This window comes from Qipengyuania nanhaisediminis (assembly GCF_900115585.1).
GTDB lineage: Bacteria > Pseudomonadota > Alphaproteobacteria > Sphingomonadales > Sphingomonadaceae > Qipengyuania > Qipengyuania nanhaisediminis.
On the sequence record NZ_FOWZ01000003.1, the window covers coordinates 284,802 to 302,064 of the forward strand.

Below are 17,263 nucleotides of genomic sequence, written 5' to 3' on the forward strand. Positions count from 1 at the left end.
ATGGCACAGCAACTCTCAAGGAAGTCCGCCGATGGTTCTGCGTAGTTTGTCGATGCTTGCCGCCGCCCTGTCCCTTGCCGCCTGTGGCAGTGATACGGAGACGCTCGATCGGACAGAAGATACGAGCGCTGCCGCTCCGAATGCCGAGACGATCGAGGTGGCGGGGCCGGAACGTCACATCCTTGCCTTCGGGGATAGCCTGTTCGCAGGCTATGGCGTGGGCCTGGAGAACAGCTACCCGACAGACCTCGAAAGGGCGCTGCGCGAACGCGGCATCAACGCGCAGATGGTCAACGCTGCGGTATCGGGCGAAACGAGCGGTGCGGGCGCGAAACGCCTCGCATTCGCGCTCGATGCGCAGGAAGTGAAGCCGGACCTCGTCCTCCTCGAACTGGGCGGCAACGACATGCTGCGCGGGCTATCTCCCGACCAGACCCGTGCCAATTTCGAAAGCATGCTGGGCGAATTGCGCGATCGGGATATTCCCGTCGTCCTCATGGGGATGCGTGCTCCGCCCAATTACGGTCCGGAATACCAGCAGGACTTCGACAACCTCTATCCCGAGCTGGCAGAGGAATATGGCGCAACGCTGGTCCCGTTCTGGCTTGAGAGCATTTACCAAGACCCCTCGCTGTTCCAGGATGATCATATTCATCCCACCACCGAAGGTATCGACCGTCTGGTAGAGGCGACTGTGGACCGTATCGAGGCCGCCATACCTGCGGCAGACTAGATCCGTGTGACCTCACCGCCTGCAACCCGCCATGTTGCGGCTTGCGGTGCGATCGTCTCGAAGGGGGCGAGTTCGGTGCCGGTCATCCAGACCTGCGCCCCGCTGGCGGCGAGTTGGTCGAACAGGGCTGCGCGCCGGATCGGATCGAGATGGGCGGCGACTTCGTCCAGCAAAAGGATGCCGCTGCGCCCCTTGGCGGCCAGCCCTGCGTGGGCGAGCGTAATGGCGACCAGCATGGCCTTCTGTTCGCCGGTCGAACTTTGGGCGGCAGGTACGCGTTTGGCCGCGTGGATAACCTCCAGCTCGTCGCGATGCGGGCCGGTCAGCGTGCGCTGGGCTGCGCGGTCGCGCGCGCGGTTCTCGAACAGGGATTGCGACAAGGCGTCTGGATTATCGGCTCCGCCGGGTGAGTAGGTGAGGGCAGGGCGGGCGAACGGTTCGGCCGGCATATGCGCGATGCTGGCCATCAGCGTGTCGACCAGCGCTGCGCGGCCCGCGATAAGCCTGCCGCCATGTTCGACCATCTGCGCTTCAATCGCATCGAGCCACGAACTGTCCGGCGCGCGGTCGTCTGCCAGCAGCCGGTTGCGCTCTCGTAGCGCCGCTTCATAGCGCGAGGCATAGCTGGCGTGCGCAGGATCGAGGGCAAGGGCCATGCGGTCCATGAACCGCCTGCGGTCGGCGGCGGGGCCTGTAAACAGGCCGTCCATCGCAGGTGTCAGCCAGGTCAGGGCCAGCCACTCCCCCAAAGCCGACGCGGTGGCCTCGGCCCCGTTGATCCTGACCTTGCGGCGACCGGGATTGTCGCTTTCCGTATACGTGCCGAGCCGGACCCGCTCATCGTCCTGCGCGAGATCGGCACCGATAGCGAAGCCGGTCGGCGAGCCGTGGGCCACCATGTCGACCAGCGCCGCACGCCTCAGGCCGCGTCCGGGGGCAAGCAGGGAGAGCGCTTCCAGAACATTGGTTTTTCCCGCGCCATTCTCGCCCACGAGCAGGTTGAACCGCGCCGTTTCCTCAAGGTCGGTAGAGGCGTGATTGCGGAACTGGGTGAGGGAAATGCGCTCGAGCATGGGCCCGAAAGCGTTAGCGCGGGCACTCTCTCGCCGCCAGCAAATTACCCAAATCCAATAGTTGGTGAAATTTCCCAACCTTTCGGATTGATGAACGAAACCTGTCTGCCAGATTAAGCGGGCATCCGCAGAATTCTGCCGTTTTTCGAGTTTGGCACGCCTGTTGCAATCATTCTGGTGTCCCCCGGGTGGTCCGGCGGGAAGCAGAAATTACAAAGGGAGTATCACTCATGTCCGCTTTCGCACTCGACACCAACAAGGCTTTCGCAGCTGTCTTCGCACTTGGCCTTTCGGCACTCAGCATGGCTTTCGCAATCATCCCCGCTACGCCCGCCGGCCTCGTCGCCTGATCACCAGCCAACCCAATCAAAGGAAACCATCTTATGTTCGACAATGAAAACATCGGTAGCCGCGTCATGGCCGCTGCCGTATCGGTAATGATCTCGGCCGGCTTCTTCGCCACCGCCATTGCCTATGCCACCCCGACCGGAATGATCGCATGAGCGACCTGAAATTCCGCGACGACAATGCAGTGCGCCCCAGCCGCAGTTTCAAGCTGGACCGCACGAATGCAAAGATGATGGGTGTATGCGCCGGTATGGGCCGCTACTTCGGGATCGACACCACGCTGGTTCGCGTCGGCTTCGTCCTGGGAACGCTGCTCGGCTTCGGAAGCTTCATCCTGATCTACCTGGCGATCGGACTGATCGCAGACTGACAGAGGACGCGGGGGCAATACCGCGTCCTCTTATCCGTCACATGGCCGAGATACCGCCGTCGAGCTTGAGCTCCGCACCGGTCATGAAACGGCTCTCGTCACTGGCGAGATAAACCACCGCGTTGGCGATATCGTTCGGCTCGCCGACAAACCTGAGCGGAATCTGCCGGGCCAGCTTGTCCATCAGGACGTCCTTATCCAGCCCCGAATGCCGTGCCGTTCCGTCGAGGATCGGCGTATCGACGAAGGTCGGGTGGATGGAATTACAGCGGATCTGCATCTGCTTCTTCGCGCAATGCAGCGCGATCGACTTCGACAGCATCCACACCGCAGCCTTCGACGAGTTGTACGCAGGCATCGTGTCGCTGGCGATGAGCCCGGCGATCGAGGAAATGTTGATGATCGAGCCGGGCGCATGCTCGCGCATTAGCGGCAGGGCCTTCTGGCAGCCGTGGAAGATCGAATCGACATTGACGGAGAAGCACCGTTTCCAGTCGTCGAAATCGCAGGTCTCGATATTTCCGGCGACGCCGATACCCGCATTGTTCACCAGCACGTTCAGACCGCCGAGTTCGGCATCGGACGTCTCGACCACGCGTTCCCAGTCTTCGGGATTGGTCACGTCGTGCTGGACGCCATAGGCATGGCCTGCACCCATTTCCTCGACGATTTCTGCGGCGGTCGCTTCGGCGCCTTCACCGTTGATGTCGGTGCACAGTACCCGTGCGCCTTCTTCGGCAAGCCTTCTTGCATGGGCACGCCCAAGTCCTTGCGCCGCGCCGGTCACCAGCGCCAGCTTGCCTGCACACCGTTTCGCCATTCCTACTCTCCCGATATCATTGCATGCGATGCCATCAGCATCGCGATCCGTACATCCACACCGTGACCCATCGCGCGCCAGCGGGCAACGAATTCCGCCAATTGCGTGCGCGGGACGCGGTGGACGACAATGTCCTCGCTCTCCGTGCCGCCGCCGTCGCCGACCTTTTCGAGGCCATGGGCGCGCATGAGCGTGAAACTTTCACTGACCATTCCGGGCGAGGAATAGAATTCGCCGAGGTTTTCCATGCGAGCGGCGCGGTAGCCGGTTTCTTCCTCCAGCTCGCGCGCTGCGGCGTCTTCGGCGCTTTCGCCCGATTTGCCTTCATCGTCGCCGATGAGACCGGCTGGTATTTCCAGGCAAATCCGCCCCAACGGCACGCGGTATTGCGAGACGAGGATGACATGATCTTCCTCGTCTATGGCGATGATGGCAGCGGCCCTTATCCCGCGCGAACGGCTGGCATATTCCCAGCGGCCGCGGCGCTTGGCAGTGACGAAGCGTCCCTGCCACATGGTCTCTTCAGGCTTGTTGGCATCCGCATCGCGGCCCGGCACTTCGATAGGTTCGGCCATGCGGCCTCCCTAGACTTCGATGAGGCGGTCGGGCAACTCGTTAACATCGTCATCTGCGCGCGGGAAGTGCTGGGAAAGGACGGCGCCGACATCGCGCACGCCGGCTGCGAGGCCTTCGGCAATCCGGCCCTCTTTGATTTCTGCGAGCATGTCGGCCATCGCCTCGCCCCAGACTTCCGCGTCCACTTTCGCGGCAATCGGTTCGTCGGCGACGATCTCTGCGCGATGCTCGCGCATCGAGAGATACAGGAGCACGCCGGTGCGACCATGGGTGCGACGCTCGGCGCCGACCTTGAAGTGCTTGACCGCTTGCGCGTGGACCCTTGCAAATTTCACCGGTCCGGGGATCAAAGCAAAGCGGAGCGCATCCCATAGCTGGATGGCCCATGCGACGACGAAGGTGACGAGGCCCAGCGCGATAGTCAGGCTGGCAATCTCGCCGGTGGTCCATTCGTGCCGCCACCCACCGAACAGCGAATCCCACAAGTCCTGGAAGGGCACGGGGAAGAGGGCGAAAAGGCTCATCGCCGTAAAGGCCAGCGCAATTGCCCAGACCAGCGAGACGTCGGTATAGCCGTCGCTCCGGTCTGCGAGGACGGTCACGATCTCGCCCGCAGTGGTCTTTTCTGCCGAAGCGACCGCATCCGATACGATCTTGTGCTGCTCTGCGTTCAGATAGCTCGCCATTACCAACCCCCCGAAGCGCCGCCGCCGCCGAAGCTGCCGCCGCCGCCGGAAAATCCGCCGCCGCCGAAGCCTCCGCCGAACCCGCCGCCAGAGCCGCCGCCCCAGTCATCGCCGCCCGACAGCGCGCCGCGCGCGATGGCCGAGCCGACTTCCCACAGGATGATGTCGCGTGCGGTGTTACCCCACGGACCGCGCTTGTAGCGGCGCCTGCGCCCGCGACCGGTCAGCATGGGCAGGATGAAAAAGAAGAAGATGAAGCCGAACCAGATCAGGCCGCCGATGGGGAAGCCGCTATCGGCCTCGCGCGTCTGGCTCGCCTCTGCAGCGATCCGGCGCGCTTCGTCCTCGGGCAGGACCAGCTGGCTGATGATCGCATCGGCACCGGCATTGATACCGGCGGGATAATTGTCGTTCCGGAACTCGGGGAGAATGGCGTTCTGGATGATCACCGAGGACAGGGCATCCGTCAGTATTCCTTCAAGGCCATAGCCGACTTCGATGCGCACCTTGCGCTCGTTCGGAGCGACCAGAAGCAACGCGCCATCATTGCGTTCTGCATCGCCAATGCCCCATTCGCGGCCGAGCTGGTAGCCATAGTCGGCAATGTCGTAGCCTTGCAGATCGGGGATGGTCGCCACGACGAGCTGGCGCTGCGACTGGTCCTCCAGCGCGGCCAGCTTCTGCGCCAGTTCTTCCTCTTGTGCCGGAGTGAGAAGATCCGCCTGATCGACGACCTGTCCGGTCAACTCGGGAAACTGCTGCGCCAGGGCCGGGGACGCAAGCAGCGCCCCCGCCAAGGCGAGCAAGGCAAGCAGGTGGCGCATCAACGCGCTCAGTTCGACGTCATGTCGATGGTCGGAGCGACTTCAGCCCCTTCCGTCGCAGCCTCGTAAGGAACCAGCGGTTCTGCGCCGTGGATGATGTTTGCGCCGATCGTGTCGGGGAAGGTGCGGATCGTCGTATTATATTCGCGCACGGCTTCGTTGTAGTCGCGAATGGCGACGGCGATGCGGTTTTCCGTGCCTTCCAGCTGGCTCTGCAGCGCGAGGAAGTTCTGGTTCGACTGGATCTGCGGATAGGCTTCGAAGCTTGCGAGCAGGCGACCGAGGCCCTGACCCAGCTGGCTCTGAGCGGCCTGGAACTCGGCCATCTTTTCGGCATCGCCGAGATCGGCCGCGTCGATATTCACGCTGGTGGCGCGGGCGCGCGCATCGGTGACCTCGGTGAGGATCGTGCGCTCGTTCTCGGCAGCGCCCTGCGCCACTTCGACGAGGTTCGGGATCAGGTTTGCACGACGCTGGAACTGCGCCTCCACATCGGCCCACTTGGCCTTGGCGTTTTCCTCCGCTGCCGGAACCGAATTGATGCCGCAGGCCGAGAGAGCCATGGCGGCCGCGGCAGCGAAAGCGACGCGGAAGCTGGCGAAACGTGTCATCGAGAAACCCCTTTTTCGAATACTGTTTTATATAGATAGCACGCTTGTAGCTGCGTTCAAGGATTGCAGCGCTTGTGGACCTGCATCAATTTTGGCAGGAATCATCCATCCGGGTCGCAGTGGAGGGACAAAGTTCATGCTCAAGGATTTCAAGGAATTCATTGCCAAAGGCAATGTGATGGAACTCGCCGTCGCGGTGATCATAGGCGGGGCATTCGCCACCATCGTGAAGTCGCTGACCGACGAGATCATCATGCCGATCGTTGGCGCCATCTTCGGCGGCGCCGATTTCAGCCGGTATTTCTTTCTGCTCGACGTGCCCGAAGGCTATGACGGTCCGATGGACGATTACGCAGCCCTGCAGGAAGCGGGCGCCGCGATGATCGGATATGGCAGCTTCATCACGGCCATCATCAATTTCCTCATCTTGGCCTTCATCATCTTCCTGCTCGTTCGCTACGCCAAGAAGGTGATGGCCGAATTCGAGGAGAAGGAAGAAGAGGCGCCCGCAGGTCCGAGCGAGATCGACCTGCTCAAGGAAATCCGTGATGCGCTGAAAGGCGGCGCTCCCGGTGCCCCCAAAAACGGCCCGATGGGATAAGCGATTGCGGTGCATGAAGCTGGCGCTTTGTGCACCGCATTTGCCCGCTCACTTCACATTAAGGCTTTGATCGCTATATGAGGCCTGTCGGTTTCGGCCGGCTATGGCGATAAACTGCGCTGTGCAATAGGTACAACGGACCCGGGGGCAGTACCCGGCGGCTCCACCATAACCCGCGGTAAATGCGCGGTTTTTGACGGGGCCGAACTAGGATCGACGTGTGCTGAAAGACAGTGTTTTCGCCCGGGCTGAGTAACCCGTAAAACTGTTCACAACACACAAGTGCCAACGATAACGAAGCACTCGCTCTCGCAGCGTAACCTGACGGCCTAACGGCCTGATCTTACAAAGCTAAAGCGCGGTTGGACCCACCGGGCAACAGAAGCGGATTCCGGGGCTCCGGGGGTAGCTAGCAACAGAAACCCCCACCTTCATCGTAGAGTTGGAAACTAGTCCGAGGCTGGACCTTCAGCCTCTTCGGCCTTGCGCGCTTCGGTCTCGTAGCGGATCGCGTCGAGGATCTTCGCACCGCCCAAGAACACAGCGCCCGCGGTGGCTGCCATCAGCAGCCAGCCGCCGACGCCGGGGTATTCGACCGTGTAATGCGCGCCGCGCGTCATGGCGCCAAGTGCAAGGGCATAGATGATCAGGAACGCTTCGAAGCGTGTCTTGATCACGAAAAGCCGCTTGATCTTGGTCCACATAAGTGTGTGCGCTTCCTCGATTTGTTAACTTCCGGCTGCGTGATCAGGCGGGTTTCGTCGCCAGCCTGCGGCTTCCGGTGGTTAATGCAACGAAGAGTGTAGGCGCGGCGCGGAAGCCGAGTCCAGCGCGTTAACCGTGTTGGGCCGGTTTAAGCGAGAGTGTCCAAGGACAGGACAGATAGCAGCGCCTCGCGCGCTTCGATCACCGTCTTTGCCAGGGCATCGCTGCCGATATCGGCCGGATCGATCTGTTCCGGCCAGTTTTCCGCAACGACTGCCTCCACGCGTTCCAGCTTGGCTTCATCCAGCATGAAGCGCGGATCGACAGTTGCCGGATCGGCCACCACGCGCAGGCGCAGGCAGGCGGGGCCGCCGCCATTGGCCATCGATTGCTTCACATCCACCGGGATGACCTTGCGGATCGGTCCGTTGGTGGCGAGCATATGTTCGCACCATGACCAGACCGCGGCGCTTTCTTGGCATTCGGTCGGCACGACGAGAGCCATCTCGCCGGTCGGCAGGGTGAGAAGCTGCGCGTTGAACAGGTAGGTACGGATCGCCTCTTCGAGGCTGACGGCGCTTTCGGGCACTTCGACCACCTGCAGGGCGGGGAATGCCGCCGCGATCGCATCGTACGCGCCCTGCTTGTCGGCAAAGGCGCGTTCGTGGGTGAACAAGACGCGCTCGTTGGCAACGGAGACCACATCATTGTGGAACGCGCCTGCTGCAATCGCTTCCGGGTTCTGTTCGATGAGGACGCATTTGTCCGGGGCGAGGCCGTGGAGGCGTGCGACCGCGCGGCTGGCCTGTTCGTGCTGGCGAGCGGGGAACTTGCCGCCCTGCGTGCCATAGACGAAAACTTCCACACCACTGGCGCCGTGCCCTTCGCAAAAGCGCATGTGATTGGCCGCACCTTCATCGCCGAAGGTGGGCAGGATTGCGTCATGGACGGCGAAATGCTGGCTGTCGCCGAACGCTATGTCGAGCTGCGCCTTGGTATCGCGCCATTCTTGCGCGCGGTGGGCCATGGTCACGAGATTGGCTGGTGTCAGGTGGCACCGCCCGTCCGCAGTATCGGGAGCGGGGCTGACGGTCGCGGCATTGGCGGTCCACATCGAACTGGCGGACCATGCCGCCGCAATCAGCTGTCGCGGCGCATCGGCGCCAAGCGCAAGATCGCGGATCAGGACACGGTTGGGACGCGGCAAGGGCAGGAGGAATCCCTGCGCCAGGCCGAGTTCCATGTTGGAGCGCATCTTGCCAAGGCCCTGCAGCGCCGCCGCGCGCGGATAGCTGGTATCCCCGCCGTGGCTGGAACTTGCGATATTGCCGAGGCTGAGGCCGGCGTAATTGTGGCTCGGCCCGACGATACCGTCGAAATTGATCTCTACGAGGCTCATCGCGCGACGCTCCATACTTCGTCGCCCTTGCTCACGCCGAGCGTCTCTGCGGCAGTCGTATCGATTGCTATACAGCCATCGTCACCGAATGCCCGCACGCCGTAGCAGCTGCGGAAATCGTCGAACTTGCCGGTGGCGAGAAGGGCGCGTTCGCCTTCCTCCAGATCGGTCGCCGAAACGGCAGCTGGCTTCGCATTCGCAATGCTCTTCACCGTGTCGGTGCGGGCCGTCATCGTGGGGCCACCGTCGAAGATATCGACATAGCCTTCGGCCGCAAATCCTTCGTTCTCGAGCATGCGCATGGCCGCACGCCCGCTGGGGTGCGGCACGCCGATGACCTTCTTTGCCTCTTCGTCTAGCATGGCGATATAGACCGGGTGCTTGGGCATGAGATCGGCAATGAACTGGTTGCCATTGATGGCGTTGAAATAGTCCGCTTCCTGGAAGGTCATGCCGAAAAAGCGACCTGCGACACCGTCCCAGAAGGGCGATCCGCCGCGATCGTCGATCACGCCGCGCAGCTCGGCGAGGATACGGTCGGCAAAACGCGCGCGGTGCATAGCAACGAAGAGGTAGCGGCTGCGGGCCAGCAGGAGGCCGAGACCGCCAGCCCGTTCGCCCGGGTGCAGGAACAGGCCGCCGACTTCGCTAGAACCTTCGAGATCGGTCACGAGGCTGAGCATTTCTGCGCGCACCGTCCGGTCCAGTTCCTGGCTATGCTGCGTCAGCGTGGTCATCCGATAGCTGTAGAACGGCCATTGCTGGCCGACCTGTGTGAACAGCTGGCAGGTGCCGCGCACCTGGCCGGTTTCGGTGTTTTCCAGCACTAGGGTGAACTGGTCATCGCCTAGCTCGTCGTCGGTGCGCGAAAACGCGGCCTCGGCGCGCTCCAGCTTGCGGGTCAGCGCCGCCCTGTCTGCCGGCAAATTGGTAAAGCCGCCGCCCGTCAGCTTGGCCATCTCGTAAAGGTGTTCAAGGTCGCTGATATGGGCAGCGCGCAGGCGGAAAGTCACAAATGGTCTCCGGTGGAAAGCTTGGTCAGGACCAGCGCCGACAGCGCCGCGCGTTCCCGCAAGGATGGGACGATCATGAATTCGTCCGGTGAATGGATTGCCCCGCCGCGCACGCCCATGGTGTCGACCACGGGGACGCCGGTAGCGGCGATATTGTTGCCGTCGCAAACGCCCCCGGTGCTCTTCCAGCCGATCTCCTGGCCGAGTTCGGCGCCGCAGGATTTGACGAGGTCGAACAGGCGCTGGGCCTTTTCGTCGACCGGCTTGGGCGGGCGGGTCACGCCACCGTGCCGGTGGATGCCGACTTCGTGGTCGGTCTCGATCATGCGCAGGATCGCGTCGAGTTCGCCATTGAACCGGTTCATCGCATCGGTCGAGTTGGGACGGATGTTGAAGCGCAGGATGGCAAGGTCCGGCACGACATTATTGGCCGCACCGCCTTCGATCTTCGCCGGGTTGATGGTGATGTCGTCAGCCTCGAGCGCCTTGATGCGCAGTACCAGGTCGCTGGCAGCGACGATGGCATTGCGGCCATCGTGCGGATTGCGTCCGGCATGGGCGGACTTGCCGGTGATCGTGATCGAGTAATTGCCCGTCCCGCCGCGCGCATGGGCCAGCGTTCCATCGGGCAGGGCGCTCGGCTCGTAGGTCAGCGCGGCATACTTTCCGCGGGCCAGCTCCTCGATGAGGCCGCGGCTCGCGAGGCTGCCGGTTTCCTCGTCCGAATTGATCATCACGTCATAGCCGACGCGCTCGGAGCCTTCGATGGTCTCGAACAGCTTGAGCGTGTGGAGGATGATATTTAGCCCGCCTTTCATATCGGCGGTGCCGGGGCCGTTGATCGTGTTGTCGTCCAGCCAAACCGTCTCCTGGAAAGGATGGTCGACGGGGAAGACGGTGTCCATATGGCCCGTCATGACGAAACGCCGCCCGGCCTCGGGGCGAACCCGCAGGACCATGTGCCTGCCATGCGGTTTTTCGTATTCGCGCCCGTCCGCACTGATGGCGGTGACGGTTGCGGGTTCGACCAGCTCGACTTCACCGGGAAGGGCGCTGAAGGCATCGGCCAGCACGCCGGCCATTTTATCGAGACCGTCGATATTGGCCGTGCCCGTGTTGATGGCAGCCCAGTCCTGGACTTCACGCAGCATGGAATCTGCATCGATTGCGTCGAGAAGGGCTTGCGGGGCACTGTCCGGTTTCATTGGCAACTTCCTTAGTCGGGATGCGCCAAGTGTCCACCCCGCCGCTTGCAATCGTCAACCGCTGGCGGCATAGGTCGGATCGCTCCTCCCCGGGTACACATCGCCATTCGAATACCCCAAGGGAGTTCCATGACAGATTACGTGACGCGCGCAGGGATCGAAGTCGATCCGGCTCTGGCTGCCTTTATCGAAACCGAAGTCATCGCGCCGCTTGGCCGCGATACGGGTGAATTCTGGACAGGTTTCGCAGACCTGCTCGGCAAGTTTGCGCCCCGCAACCGCGCCCTCCTGCAAAAGCGCGAGGATCTTCAGGCGAAGATCGATGCGTGGCATACCGAGCGAGCAGGCCAGCCGCATGATGCGAGCGCCTATCGCGCCTTCCTCGAAGAGATCGGCTATCTCGTACCCGAGCCGGGCGGTTTCACCATCGGGACCGAGAATGTCGATCCCGAGATCGCGACGATGGCAGGGCCGCAGCTGGTGGTGCCGATCCTCAACGCGCGCTTCCTGCTCAATGCGGCCAATGCGCGCTGGGGCAGTCTCTACGATGCGTTCTACGGCACCGATGCGCTCGACGCCCCTGCGGCGCGGCCCGGTGGATATGACGAGGATCGCGGCGCGGCGGTGATCGCCGAGGCGAAAGCCTTCATGGACGAGGCCGTGCCACTGGCTGATGGCAAGAAGTGGTCCGAACTGTCCGACGTCAAAGATAACGGCATCCCGCTTGCCGACCCGTCGCAGTGCGTGGGCTGGAACGACAAGGCCTGCCTGTTCAAGCACAATGGCCTGCATATCGAGGTCGTGTTCGATGCCGACCATCCGATCGGTCGCACTGATCCTGCCAATATCGCCGACATCAATCTCGAAGCGGCACTCACCACGATCGCCGATTGCGAGGATTCGGTGGCGGCCGTCGATGCGGAAGACAAGCTGCTTGCCTATCGCAACTGGCTCGGCGTGATCCGCGGCGATCTGTCCGAAAGTTTCGAGAAGGGCGGAAAGACGGTCACGCGCGCACTGGAAGGCGACCGCACCTACACCGCGCAGGACGGCAGCGAGTTTGCCCTGCCTGGCCGCAGCCTGATGTTCGTGCGCAATGTCGGCCACCTGATGACCAATCCCGCCATGCGCTGGGACGGCGGAGAGATTCCCGAAGGCATAATGGATGCGGTCGTCACCTCGGCCGTCGGCGCGCACGACGTCGCCGGCCTCGGTAAAAACGGCAATTCGCGCAAGGGCAGCATCTACATCGTGAAGCCCAAGATGCACGGGCCCGAAGAGTGCGCCTTCACCAACGACCTGTTCGATGCGGTGGAAGACCTGCTCGGCCTGCCGCGCCACACGGTCAAAGTCGGGGTGATGGATGAGGAGCGCCGTACCTCGGCGAATCTTGCAGCCTGCATCCACGCGGTGCGGGACCGGATCGTCTTCATCAACACCGGCTTCCTCGACCGCACGGGCGACGAAATCCACACGTCGATGCGTGCAGGACCTATGATGCGCAAGGGCGAGATGAAGTCGTCCTCCTGGCTCAAGGCCTACGAGGCACGCAATGTCGGCATCGGTCTTGCGCATGGGCTTTCCGGCCGCGCGCAGATCGGCAAGGGCATGTGGGCGGCCCCCGACCTCATGGGCCAGATGATGATCGAAAAGATCGGTCACTTGCGCGCAGGTGCCAACACGGCCTGGGTCCCGAGCCCTACGGCGGCAACGCTCCACGCGATCCATTACCACCGCGAGGACGTGTTCGAAATCCAGAAGGGTCTCGGCGATGCGGCCAAGCTGGAAGAACTCCTGACCATCCCGCTTGCAGACGGCACGAACTGGTCCGAAGAGGAAATCCGCGAGGAACTGGACAACAATTGCCAGGGCCTCCTCGGCTATGTGGTGCGCTGGATCGATGCGGGCGTGGGCTGTTCCAAGGTGCCGGACATCAACGATGTCGGCCTGATGGAAGACCGTGCGACGCTGCGCATTTCCAGCCAGCATATCGCTAACTGGCTGCTTCACGGTGTCATTTCCGAAGACCAGGTGATGGACAGCCTGCACCGCATGGCCGCCAAGGTCGACGAGCAGAATGCTGGCGACCCGTTCTATGAACCGCTTCTAGAAAACCAGGACGGCGCGGCTTTCAGCGCCGCCAAGGACCTGATCTTCAAGGGCGTCGAACAGCCGAGCGGCTATACCGAACCGCTGCTCCATGCCTGGCGCTTGAGGAAAAAGGCGGGCGCTTGATGCCCGGCTGAAGCTGTAGCAAACTGCCTCCTACCGGACTGGTCGAGAGGAGGCGGTACGATGGACGCGGCAGGCGAAGTACAAATCGCGCCGGTGAGAGTGGCGAGCAATTTGTCACTGACCGATCTTGGCAAAGCCTTGAAAGCGGGCCTCGCCGATTTCCTCGCCTGCCCGATCTACGGCCTGTTCTTCGCCGCGATCTATGTCGCGGCAGGGCTGTTCCTCTATGTCGCGGCGGTCGAATGGGGCGAGGCGATGTGGTTCGTCCCCGCCGTGGCGGGTTTCCCGCTCGTCGCACCATTTACCGCCGTGGGCCTTTATGAAGTCAGCCGAAGGCGGGAGGCTGGGCTGCCGGTCAAATGGGGCGCAGTGCTCGGGGCGGTGAGGGGCAAGGGAGACGAACAGCTCATCATGATGGGCGGTATCGTCTTCGTCGCCTTCAGCTTCTGGATGATAATCGCCCACGGCATTTTTGCGATCTTCATGGCAGAATCCGGCGTCGGCGCTGAATCGGTCGAGGCGTTCCTGACCCCTGCGGGGCTGGCGATGCTGGCCGTGGGGACTGCGGTCGGCGCGATCATGGCGCTCGCCTTTTACGCGGTGACCGTCGTCAGCCTGCCGATGCTCGTCGATCGCGAGGTGGATTTCCTGACGGCGATCATCACCAGCCTGGCCGCATTCCGGTCCAACAAACTCATGCTGACCCTATGGGCGGCAATTATCGCCTTGTCGTTACTGGTCGCCCTGGTCCCGGCATTCCTGGGGCTGTTGGTAGCATTGCCGATCTTCGGGCACGCGACCTGGCACATCTATCGCAGGATCGTGCGCGACGCGGCTTAGGCCGAAAGTACCCGGGCAAGGGCCACGAAATCGCCGACAGATAGTGTCTCCGCGCGTCGCTGCGGGTCGATGCCGACCTGTTCCAGCGCCTCCACCGCACCAGGCACACCTTTCAGGCTCTGGCGCAGCATCTTGCGGCGTTGGCCGAAGGCGGCTTCGGTGAGGCGTTCCAGCACCCGGGCGCTGACGCCATCGGGCATGTCGCGCGGTTCGACGTGGACGATAGCGCTCATGACCTTGGGCGGCGGTGTGAATGCGCTGCGATGAACCTTCATCGCCATCTTCGCCTCGCTACGCCATTGGGCGAGTACGGCGAGGCGGCCATAAGCGGAATTGTCAGGAGTGGCTGCGATCCGCTGGGCGACCTCTTGCTGGAACATCAGCGTGAGGCTGGTCCACAGCGGCGGCCAGTTTTCCCCGCCCAGCCAACGCACGAACAGCGCGGTCCCGACATTATAGGGCAGGTTCGAAAGGACAGCGAAGGGCTCGCCGCCCATGATCTCGGCATGATCGAGTTTCAGCGCATCGCCCTGGATGACCTTGAGCTTGCCGGGAAAGGCCTCGCCAAGTTCGGCCAGTGCAGGCAGGCAGCGACTGTCCATTTCTATCGCGGTGACTTCGGCACCGGCGCGCAGCAAGGCGCGGGTGAGGCCGCCCGGGCCCGGTCCGACTTCGAGCACTTTCCTGCCCGCCAGATCTCCGGGGATGGCGGCGATCCGGTCGAGCAATTGTTCGTCGAACAGGAAGTTCTGGCCCAGCGCCTTGCTCGCGCTGAGGCCGTGACGGGCAATCACCTCTCGTAGTGGTGGCAAGTCAGCCATGGCGCGCGCGCCGCTGCGCCATTTCACCTGCCATGCGCAGCGCGGCGATCATCGCCCCGGGATCGGCGATGGCCTTGCCCGCAATATCGAAGGCCGTTCCGTGATCGGGGCTAGTTCGTACGATCGGCAAGCCCAGCGTTACATTGACGCCCTCGTCGAAATCGAGGGCCTTCAAAGGGATCAGGGCCTGGTCGTGATACATCGCCAGCGCGGCATCGAAGGTCGTGCGTGCGCGCGGCGTAAACAGGGCGTCCCCGGGGTGAGGGCCGCTTATATCATAGCCTTCGTCGCGCAATGCCTCGATCGCGGGCGCGATGATGCGCTGTTCCTCATCGCCGAAGCGGCCATCTTCGCCGGCATGGGGGTTCAGGCCGCAAACTGCGAGGCGCGGGCGTTCGAGGCCGAAATCGCGTTGCAGCGCCTGTGCGACGATACGCGCACGGTGGCAGATCAATTCGACACTCAACCTGCCGGGTACTTCGGCAAGGGCGCAATGAACGGTCAAGGGTACGGCGCGAAGGCTCGGGCCGGCCAGCATCATCACGGCATCGCGCTGGTCGAGCGAGCAGGCGGAAGCAAGGAACTCGGTCTGGCCGGGATGATCGAAGCCGACCTTTGCGAGTTCGGACTTCGCGATCGGGGCGGTGACGAGCGCTCCAGCCTCCCCCTCGAGCGCGAGTTGGGTCGCGCGTTCCAGGGAGTGCAGGGAAAGCCTGGCGCCATTTTCGGTCGGTTCACCCGGCCTGAACGGTTCGTCTTCCAGCCCGAGCACCGGAAGCGCTCGCCCGAATACCTGCGCTGCGTGCGAGGGATTGGTAATGCGCTCGACCGGAAGCGAGGTTCCGAGCGATTGTGCCGCCGACGCAACTATGCCTGCGCCGCCCACGACGAAGAAGGGGGCGAGCGCTTCAGCGTCGCGGCGCGCCCAGGCGGCGGCGATGATTTCCGGCCCGATCCCCGCAGGGTCGCCCAAGGATACGGCGAGGGGGAGCGGGGCGGGCGTCAATTATATTCGATATAGGCGTCGTTACGCAGGTCGCGCAGGTAGCGCTGTGCTGCGCGGTTGATCCGCTCGTCTTCGATCTGCTGCATGAGCTGGTCGAAGTTCGGGCCCGACTGGACTTCCGGATCGTCGCGGCCGCACAGCATCAGGACACGCACGCCATCTTGCAGGTCGCCAAACGGAGGCGTGGCTTCGCCGATGCCGAGGCCCAGCACGATCTGCTGAAGCTGTTCCGGCAGTGCGCGAGCGCGCAGTTGGTCGTTATCGACAACCGAGGCGCCGATGGAATCGGCGATCTGGTTCGCACTTCCGCAGCCGCGCATCGACTGGACGCCGGCGAGGAATTCCTGGAGGCGCGCTTCGTTGGCAGCCTGCGTGGCGTTCTGGTCGAAGGAGATCTGGATCTGCTTCAGGCTCAGGATTGCATCGCGCGGGTCGGCAGTAAGCACCTGGCGCTTTTCGATCAGGTACAGGATCGAGAAGCCGCCCGGAATTTCGATCGGGCCGACCAGCTGACCGGGCTGCATTTCCTGCGCAACCGCTTCGAGTTGTGCGTTCTTGAGCTGCGGCAGGCGGATCCAGCCGAGATCGCCGCCCACTGCTGCGGTCGATGCTTCGGAGAACTGGCGCGCATAGGCGACGAAGCTGCCACCCTGGCGGAGCTGTTCGACGATCTTGAGCGCGTTGGCTTCCACTGCGGCCGCGTTTTCGGGCGTCGCGGACAGGTAGATTTCGCCGAGGCGATACTCTTCGGTGCCCTTCGATGCCTCGAGCCGCTCCATCAGCTCGTTTACTTCTTCCGCGGACACATTCACGAAGAATGCCACCTTCTGGCGGAGCAGGCGCTGCCAGGCGAGTTCGCCGTGGATCTGGCGCTTGAGCGAAGCAGGCGAGGACCCGATCGACAACAGGTAGGTCTGCATGTCTTCAAGGCGGCGGTTGTTCTGCGCGGCGATCCGGGCATAGGTCTGGTCGACCTCTGCATTGGAAATCTGGATATCTTCGGCTTCGGCAGCCTGGATCTGCAGGGTCTCGTCGATCAGGTTGCGCAGCACCTGTTCACGAACGCGGCGCATTTCGTCCGACGCGAGGTCCGAATTGTTGGCTTCGACCAGCAGTGCGACACGTTGGTCGAGGTCGGTTCCGGTGATCACATGGCCGTTTACGACAGCGGTCGCACGGCGCACGTTCGGGTCCGGATTTGTGAGCATGGTGAGATTTTCGGGCAGGTCGAGGTTGTTCGCGGTCACCGAAGCCTGAGCACCGACGCTTGCCGGGGTGACGGCAAGGGCGAGTGTAGCGACGACAGCAGCGGCAGAACCGCACAGTTTGGAAAGCTTGGTTGCGTTCACGCGTAAAATTCCATTTGCGGCGCACTCTACGCGCCCGGATAGGTAACG

The 17,263-nt window shown here is 62.9% G+C and carries 20 protein-coding genes and 1 other RNA gene; 8 read left to right on the forward strand and 13 right to left on the reverse strand.

Annotated features, from left to right (window positions below):
- The first annotated feature begins 31 nt into the window (after nucleotides 1-31).
- Nucleotides 32-733 (forward strand): arylesterase, encoded by a 702-nt coding sequence (locus tag BM173_RS10165; RefSeq protein WP_245755850.1) that lies wholly within the window; start codon nucleotides 32-34, stop codon nucleotides 731-733.
- On the opposite strand, the gene recF is transcribed toward BM173_RS10165, so the two are convergent.
- Complete coding sequence (recF, locus tag BM173_RS10170) at nucleotides 730-1,806, reverse strand: DNA replication/repair protein RecF (protein ID WP_090481018.1); 1,077 nt, start codon at nucleotides 1,804-1,806, stop codon at nucleotides 730-732. The two genes, BM173_RS10165 and recF, sit on opposite strands and share 4 nt — an antisense overlap.
- 230 nt (nucleotides 1,807-2,036) lie before the next feature.
- Here recF and BM173_RS10175 point away from each other — a divergent pair, with 230 nt between their 5' ends.
- From BM173_RS10175 to BM173_RS10180, 3 genes are read left to right on the forward strand one after another with little or no spacing between them, the layout of a single operon-like run.
- The gene (locus tag BM173_RS10175; protein WP_090481021.1) at nucleotides 2,037-2,156 is read left to right on the forward strand and encodes a recombination protein F; all 120 of its coding nucleotides are present in this window, start codon (nucleotides 2,037-2,039) and stop codon (nucleotides 2,154-2,156) included.
- Nucleotides 2,157-2,189: 33 nt separating this feature from the next.
- Nucleotides 2,190-2,309, forward strand: a complete 120-nt coding sequence (locus BM173_RS14685) for a recombination protein F (protein ID WP_198507709.1) — start codon at nucleotides 2,190-2,192, stop codon at nucleotides 2,307-2,309.
- On the forward strand, nucleotides 2,306-2,524 hold the full coding sequence (locus BM173_RS10180) for a PspC domain-containing protein (RefSeq protein ID WP_090481024.1): 219 nt from the start codon (nucleotides 2,306-2,308) through the stop codon (nucleotides 2,522-2,524). Before BM173_RS14685 ends, BM173_RS10180 begins: the two co-directional genes overlap by 4 nt.
- A 37-nt stretch (nucleotides 2,525-2,561) precedes the next feature.
- Here BM173_RS10180 and BM173_RS10185 read toward each other — a convergent pair whose 3' ends face one another.
- Genes BM173_RS10185 through BM173_RS10205 form a run of 5 tightly spaced genes read right to left on the reverse strand, consistent with a single transcriptional unit; the run spans nucleotide 2,562 to nucleotide 6,041 of the window.
- On the reverse strand, nucleotides 2,562-3,344 hold the full coding sequence (locus BM173_RS10185) for an SDR family oxidoreductase (RefSeq protein WP_090481027.1): 783 nt from the start codon (nucleotides 3,342-3,344) through the stop codon (nucleotides 2,562-2,564).
- 2 nt (nucleotides 3,345-3,346) lie between these two features.
- A complete protein-coding gene (locus BM173_RS10190; RefSeq protein WP_090481031.1) occupies nucleotides 3,347-3,919 on the reverse strand; it encodes an NUDIX hydrolase in 573 nt (190 codons plus the stop codon).
- Nucleotides 3,920-3,928: 9 nt separating this feature from the next.
- Nucleotides 3,929-4,606 (reverse strand): TPM domain-containing protein, encoded by a 678-nt coding sequence (locus tag BM173_RS10195; RefSeq protein ID WP_177201868.1) that lies wholly within the window; start codon nucleotides 4,604-4,606, stop codon nucleotides 3,929-3,931.
- Complete coding sequence (locus tag BM173_RS10200; protein WP_090481037.1) at nucleotides 4,606-5,430, reverse strand: TPM domain-containing protein; 825 nt, start codon at nucleotides 5,428-5,430, stop codon at nucleotides 4,606-4,608. The genes BM173_RS10195 and BM173_RS10200 overlap by 1 nt, the downstream gene beginning before the upstream one ends.
- Nucleotides 5,431-5,438: 8 nt before the next feature.
- Nucleotides 5,439-6,041: a LemA family protein gene (locus tag BM173_RS10205; protein ID WP_090481040.1), complete on the reverse strand. Its 603-nt coding sequence runs from the start codon at nucleotides 6,039-6,041 to the stop codon at nucleotides 5,439-5,441.
- A 136-nt stretch (nucleotides 6,042-6,177) separates the two neighbouring features.
- Here BM173_RS10205 and mscL point away from each other — a divergent pair, with 136 nt between their 5' ends.
- Complete coding sequence (gene mscL / locus BM173_RS10210) at nucleotides 6,178-6,642, forward strand: large conductance mechanosensitive channel protein MscL (protein WP_090481042.1); 465 nt, start codon at nucleotides 6,178-6,180, stop codon at nucleotides 6,640-6,642.
- 48 nt (nucleotides 6,643-6,690) lie between these two features.
- Nucleotides 6,691-7,035, forward strand: a transfer-messenger RNA (tmRNA) gene (gene ssrA / locus BM173_RS10215).
- Nucleotides 7,036-7,091: 56 nt separating this feature from the next.
- Here the strand turns inward: ssrA and BM173_RS10220 are convergent.
- The 4 genes from BM173_RS10220 to BM173_RS10235 form a co-directional block, all read right to left on the reverse strand.
- A complete protein-coding gene (locus BM173_RS10220) occupies nucleotides 7,092-7,346 on the reverse strand; it encodes a hypothetical protein (protein ID WP_090481045.1) in 255 nt (84 codons plus the stop codon).
- 149 nt (nucleotides 7,347-7,495) lie between these two features.
- Nucleotides 7,496-8,746 (reverse strand): N-succinylarginine dihydrolase, encoded by a 1,251-nt coding sequence (locus BM173_RS10225; RefSeq protein ID WP_090481584.1) that lies wholly within the window; start codon nucleotides 8,744-8,746, stop codon nucleotides 7,496-7,498.
- Nucleotides 8,743-9,759 carry an arginine N-succinyltransferase gene (locus BM173_RS10230; protein WP_090481048.1) on the reverse strand — a complete coding sequence of 339 codons (1,017 nt, stop codon included), beginning with the start codon at nucleotides 9,757-9,759 and terminating at the stop codon, nucleotides 8,743-8,745. Before BM173_RS10230 ends, BM173_RS10225 begins: the two co-directional genes overlap by 4 nt.
- Nucleotides 9,756-10,964, reverse strand: coding sequence for a hydrolase (locus tag BM173_RS10235; protein WP_090481051.1), 1,209 nt, complete (start codon nucleotides 10,962-10,964; stop codon nucleotides 9,756-9,758). The genes BM173_RS10230 and BM173_RS10235 overlap by 4 nt, the downstream gene beginning before the upstream one ends.
- A 129-nt stretch (nucleotides 10,965-11,093) precedes the next feature.
- On the opposite strand from BM173_RS10235, the gene BM173_RS10240 reads away from it, so the two are divergent.
- Both BM173_RS10240 and BM173_RS10245 read left to right on the forward strand, forming a co-directional pair.
- Complete coding sequence (locus tag BM173_RS10240) at nucleotides 11,094-13,199, forward strand: malate synthase G (protein WP_090481054.1); 2,106 nt, start codon at nucleotides 11,094-11,096, stop codon at nucleotides 13,197-13,199.
- 60 nt (nucleotides 13,200-13,259) lie between these two features.
- Nucleotides 13,260-14,039 carry a DUF2189 domain-containing protein gene (locus BM173_RS10245; RefSeq protein ID WP_090481057.1) on the forward strand — a complete coding sequence of 260 codons (780 nt, stop codon included), beginning with the start codon at nucleotides 13,260-13,262 and terminating at the stop codon, nucleotides 14,037-14,039.
- Here the strand turns inward: BM173_RS10245 and rsmA are convergent.
- The 3 genes from rsmA to BM173_RS10260 are packed head-to-tail and all read right to left on the reverse strand — an operon-like array spanning nucleotide 14,036 to nucleotide 17,224.
- Nucleotides 14,036-14,860 (reverse strand): 16S rRNA (adenine(1518)-N(6)/adenine(1519)-N(6))-dimethyltransferase RsmA, encoded by an 825-nt coding sequence (gene rsmA / locus BM173_RS10250; RefSeq protein WP_090481587.1) that lies wholly within the window; start codon nucleotides 14,858-14,860, stop codon nucleotides 14,036-14,038. The two genes, BM173_RS10245 and rsmA, sit on opposite strands and share 4 nt — an antisense overlap.
- Complete coding sequence (gene pdxA / locus BM173_RS10255) at nucleotides 14,853-15,866, reverse strand: 4-hydroxythreonine-4-phosphate dehydrogenase PdxA (protein WP_090481060.1); 1,014 nt, start codon at nucleotides 15,864-15,866, stop codon at nucleotides 14,853-14,855. Before pdxA ends, rsmA begins: the two co-directional genes overlap by 8 nt.
- Nucleotides 15,863-17,224 carry a peptidylprolyl isomerase gene (locus BM173_RS10260; RefSeq protein ID WP_425438810.1) on the reverse strand — a complete coding sequence of 454 codons (1,362 nt, stop codon included), beginning with the start codon at nucleotides 17,222-17,224 and terminating at the stop codon, nucleotides 15,863-15,865. The genes pdxA and BM173_RS10260 overlap by 4 nt, the downstream gene beginning before the upstream one ends.
- Nucleotides 17,225-17,263: the final 39 nt, after the last annotated feature.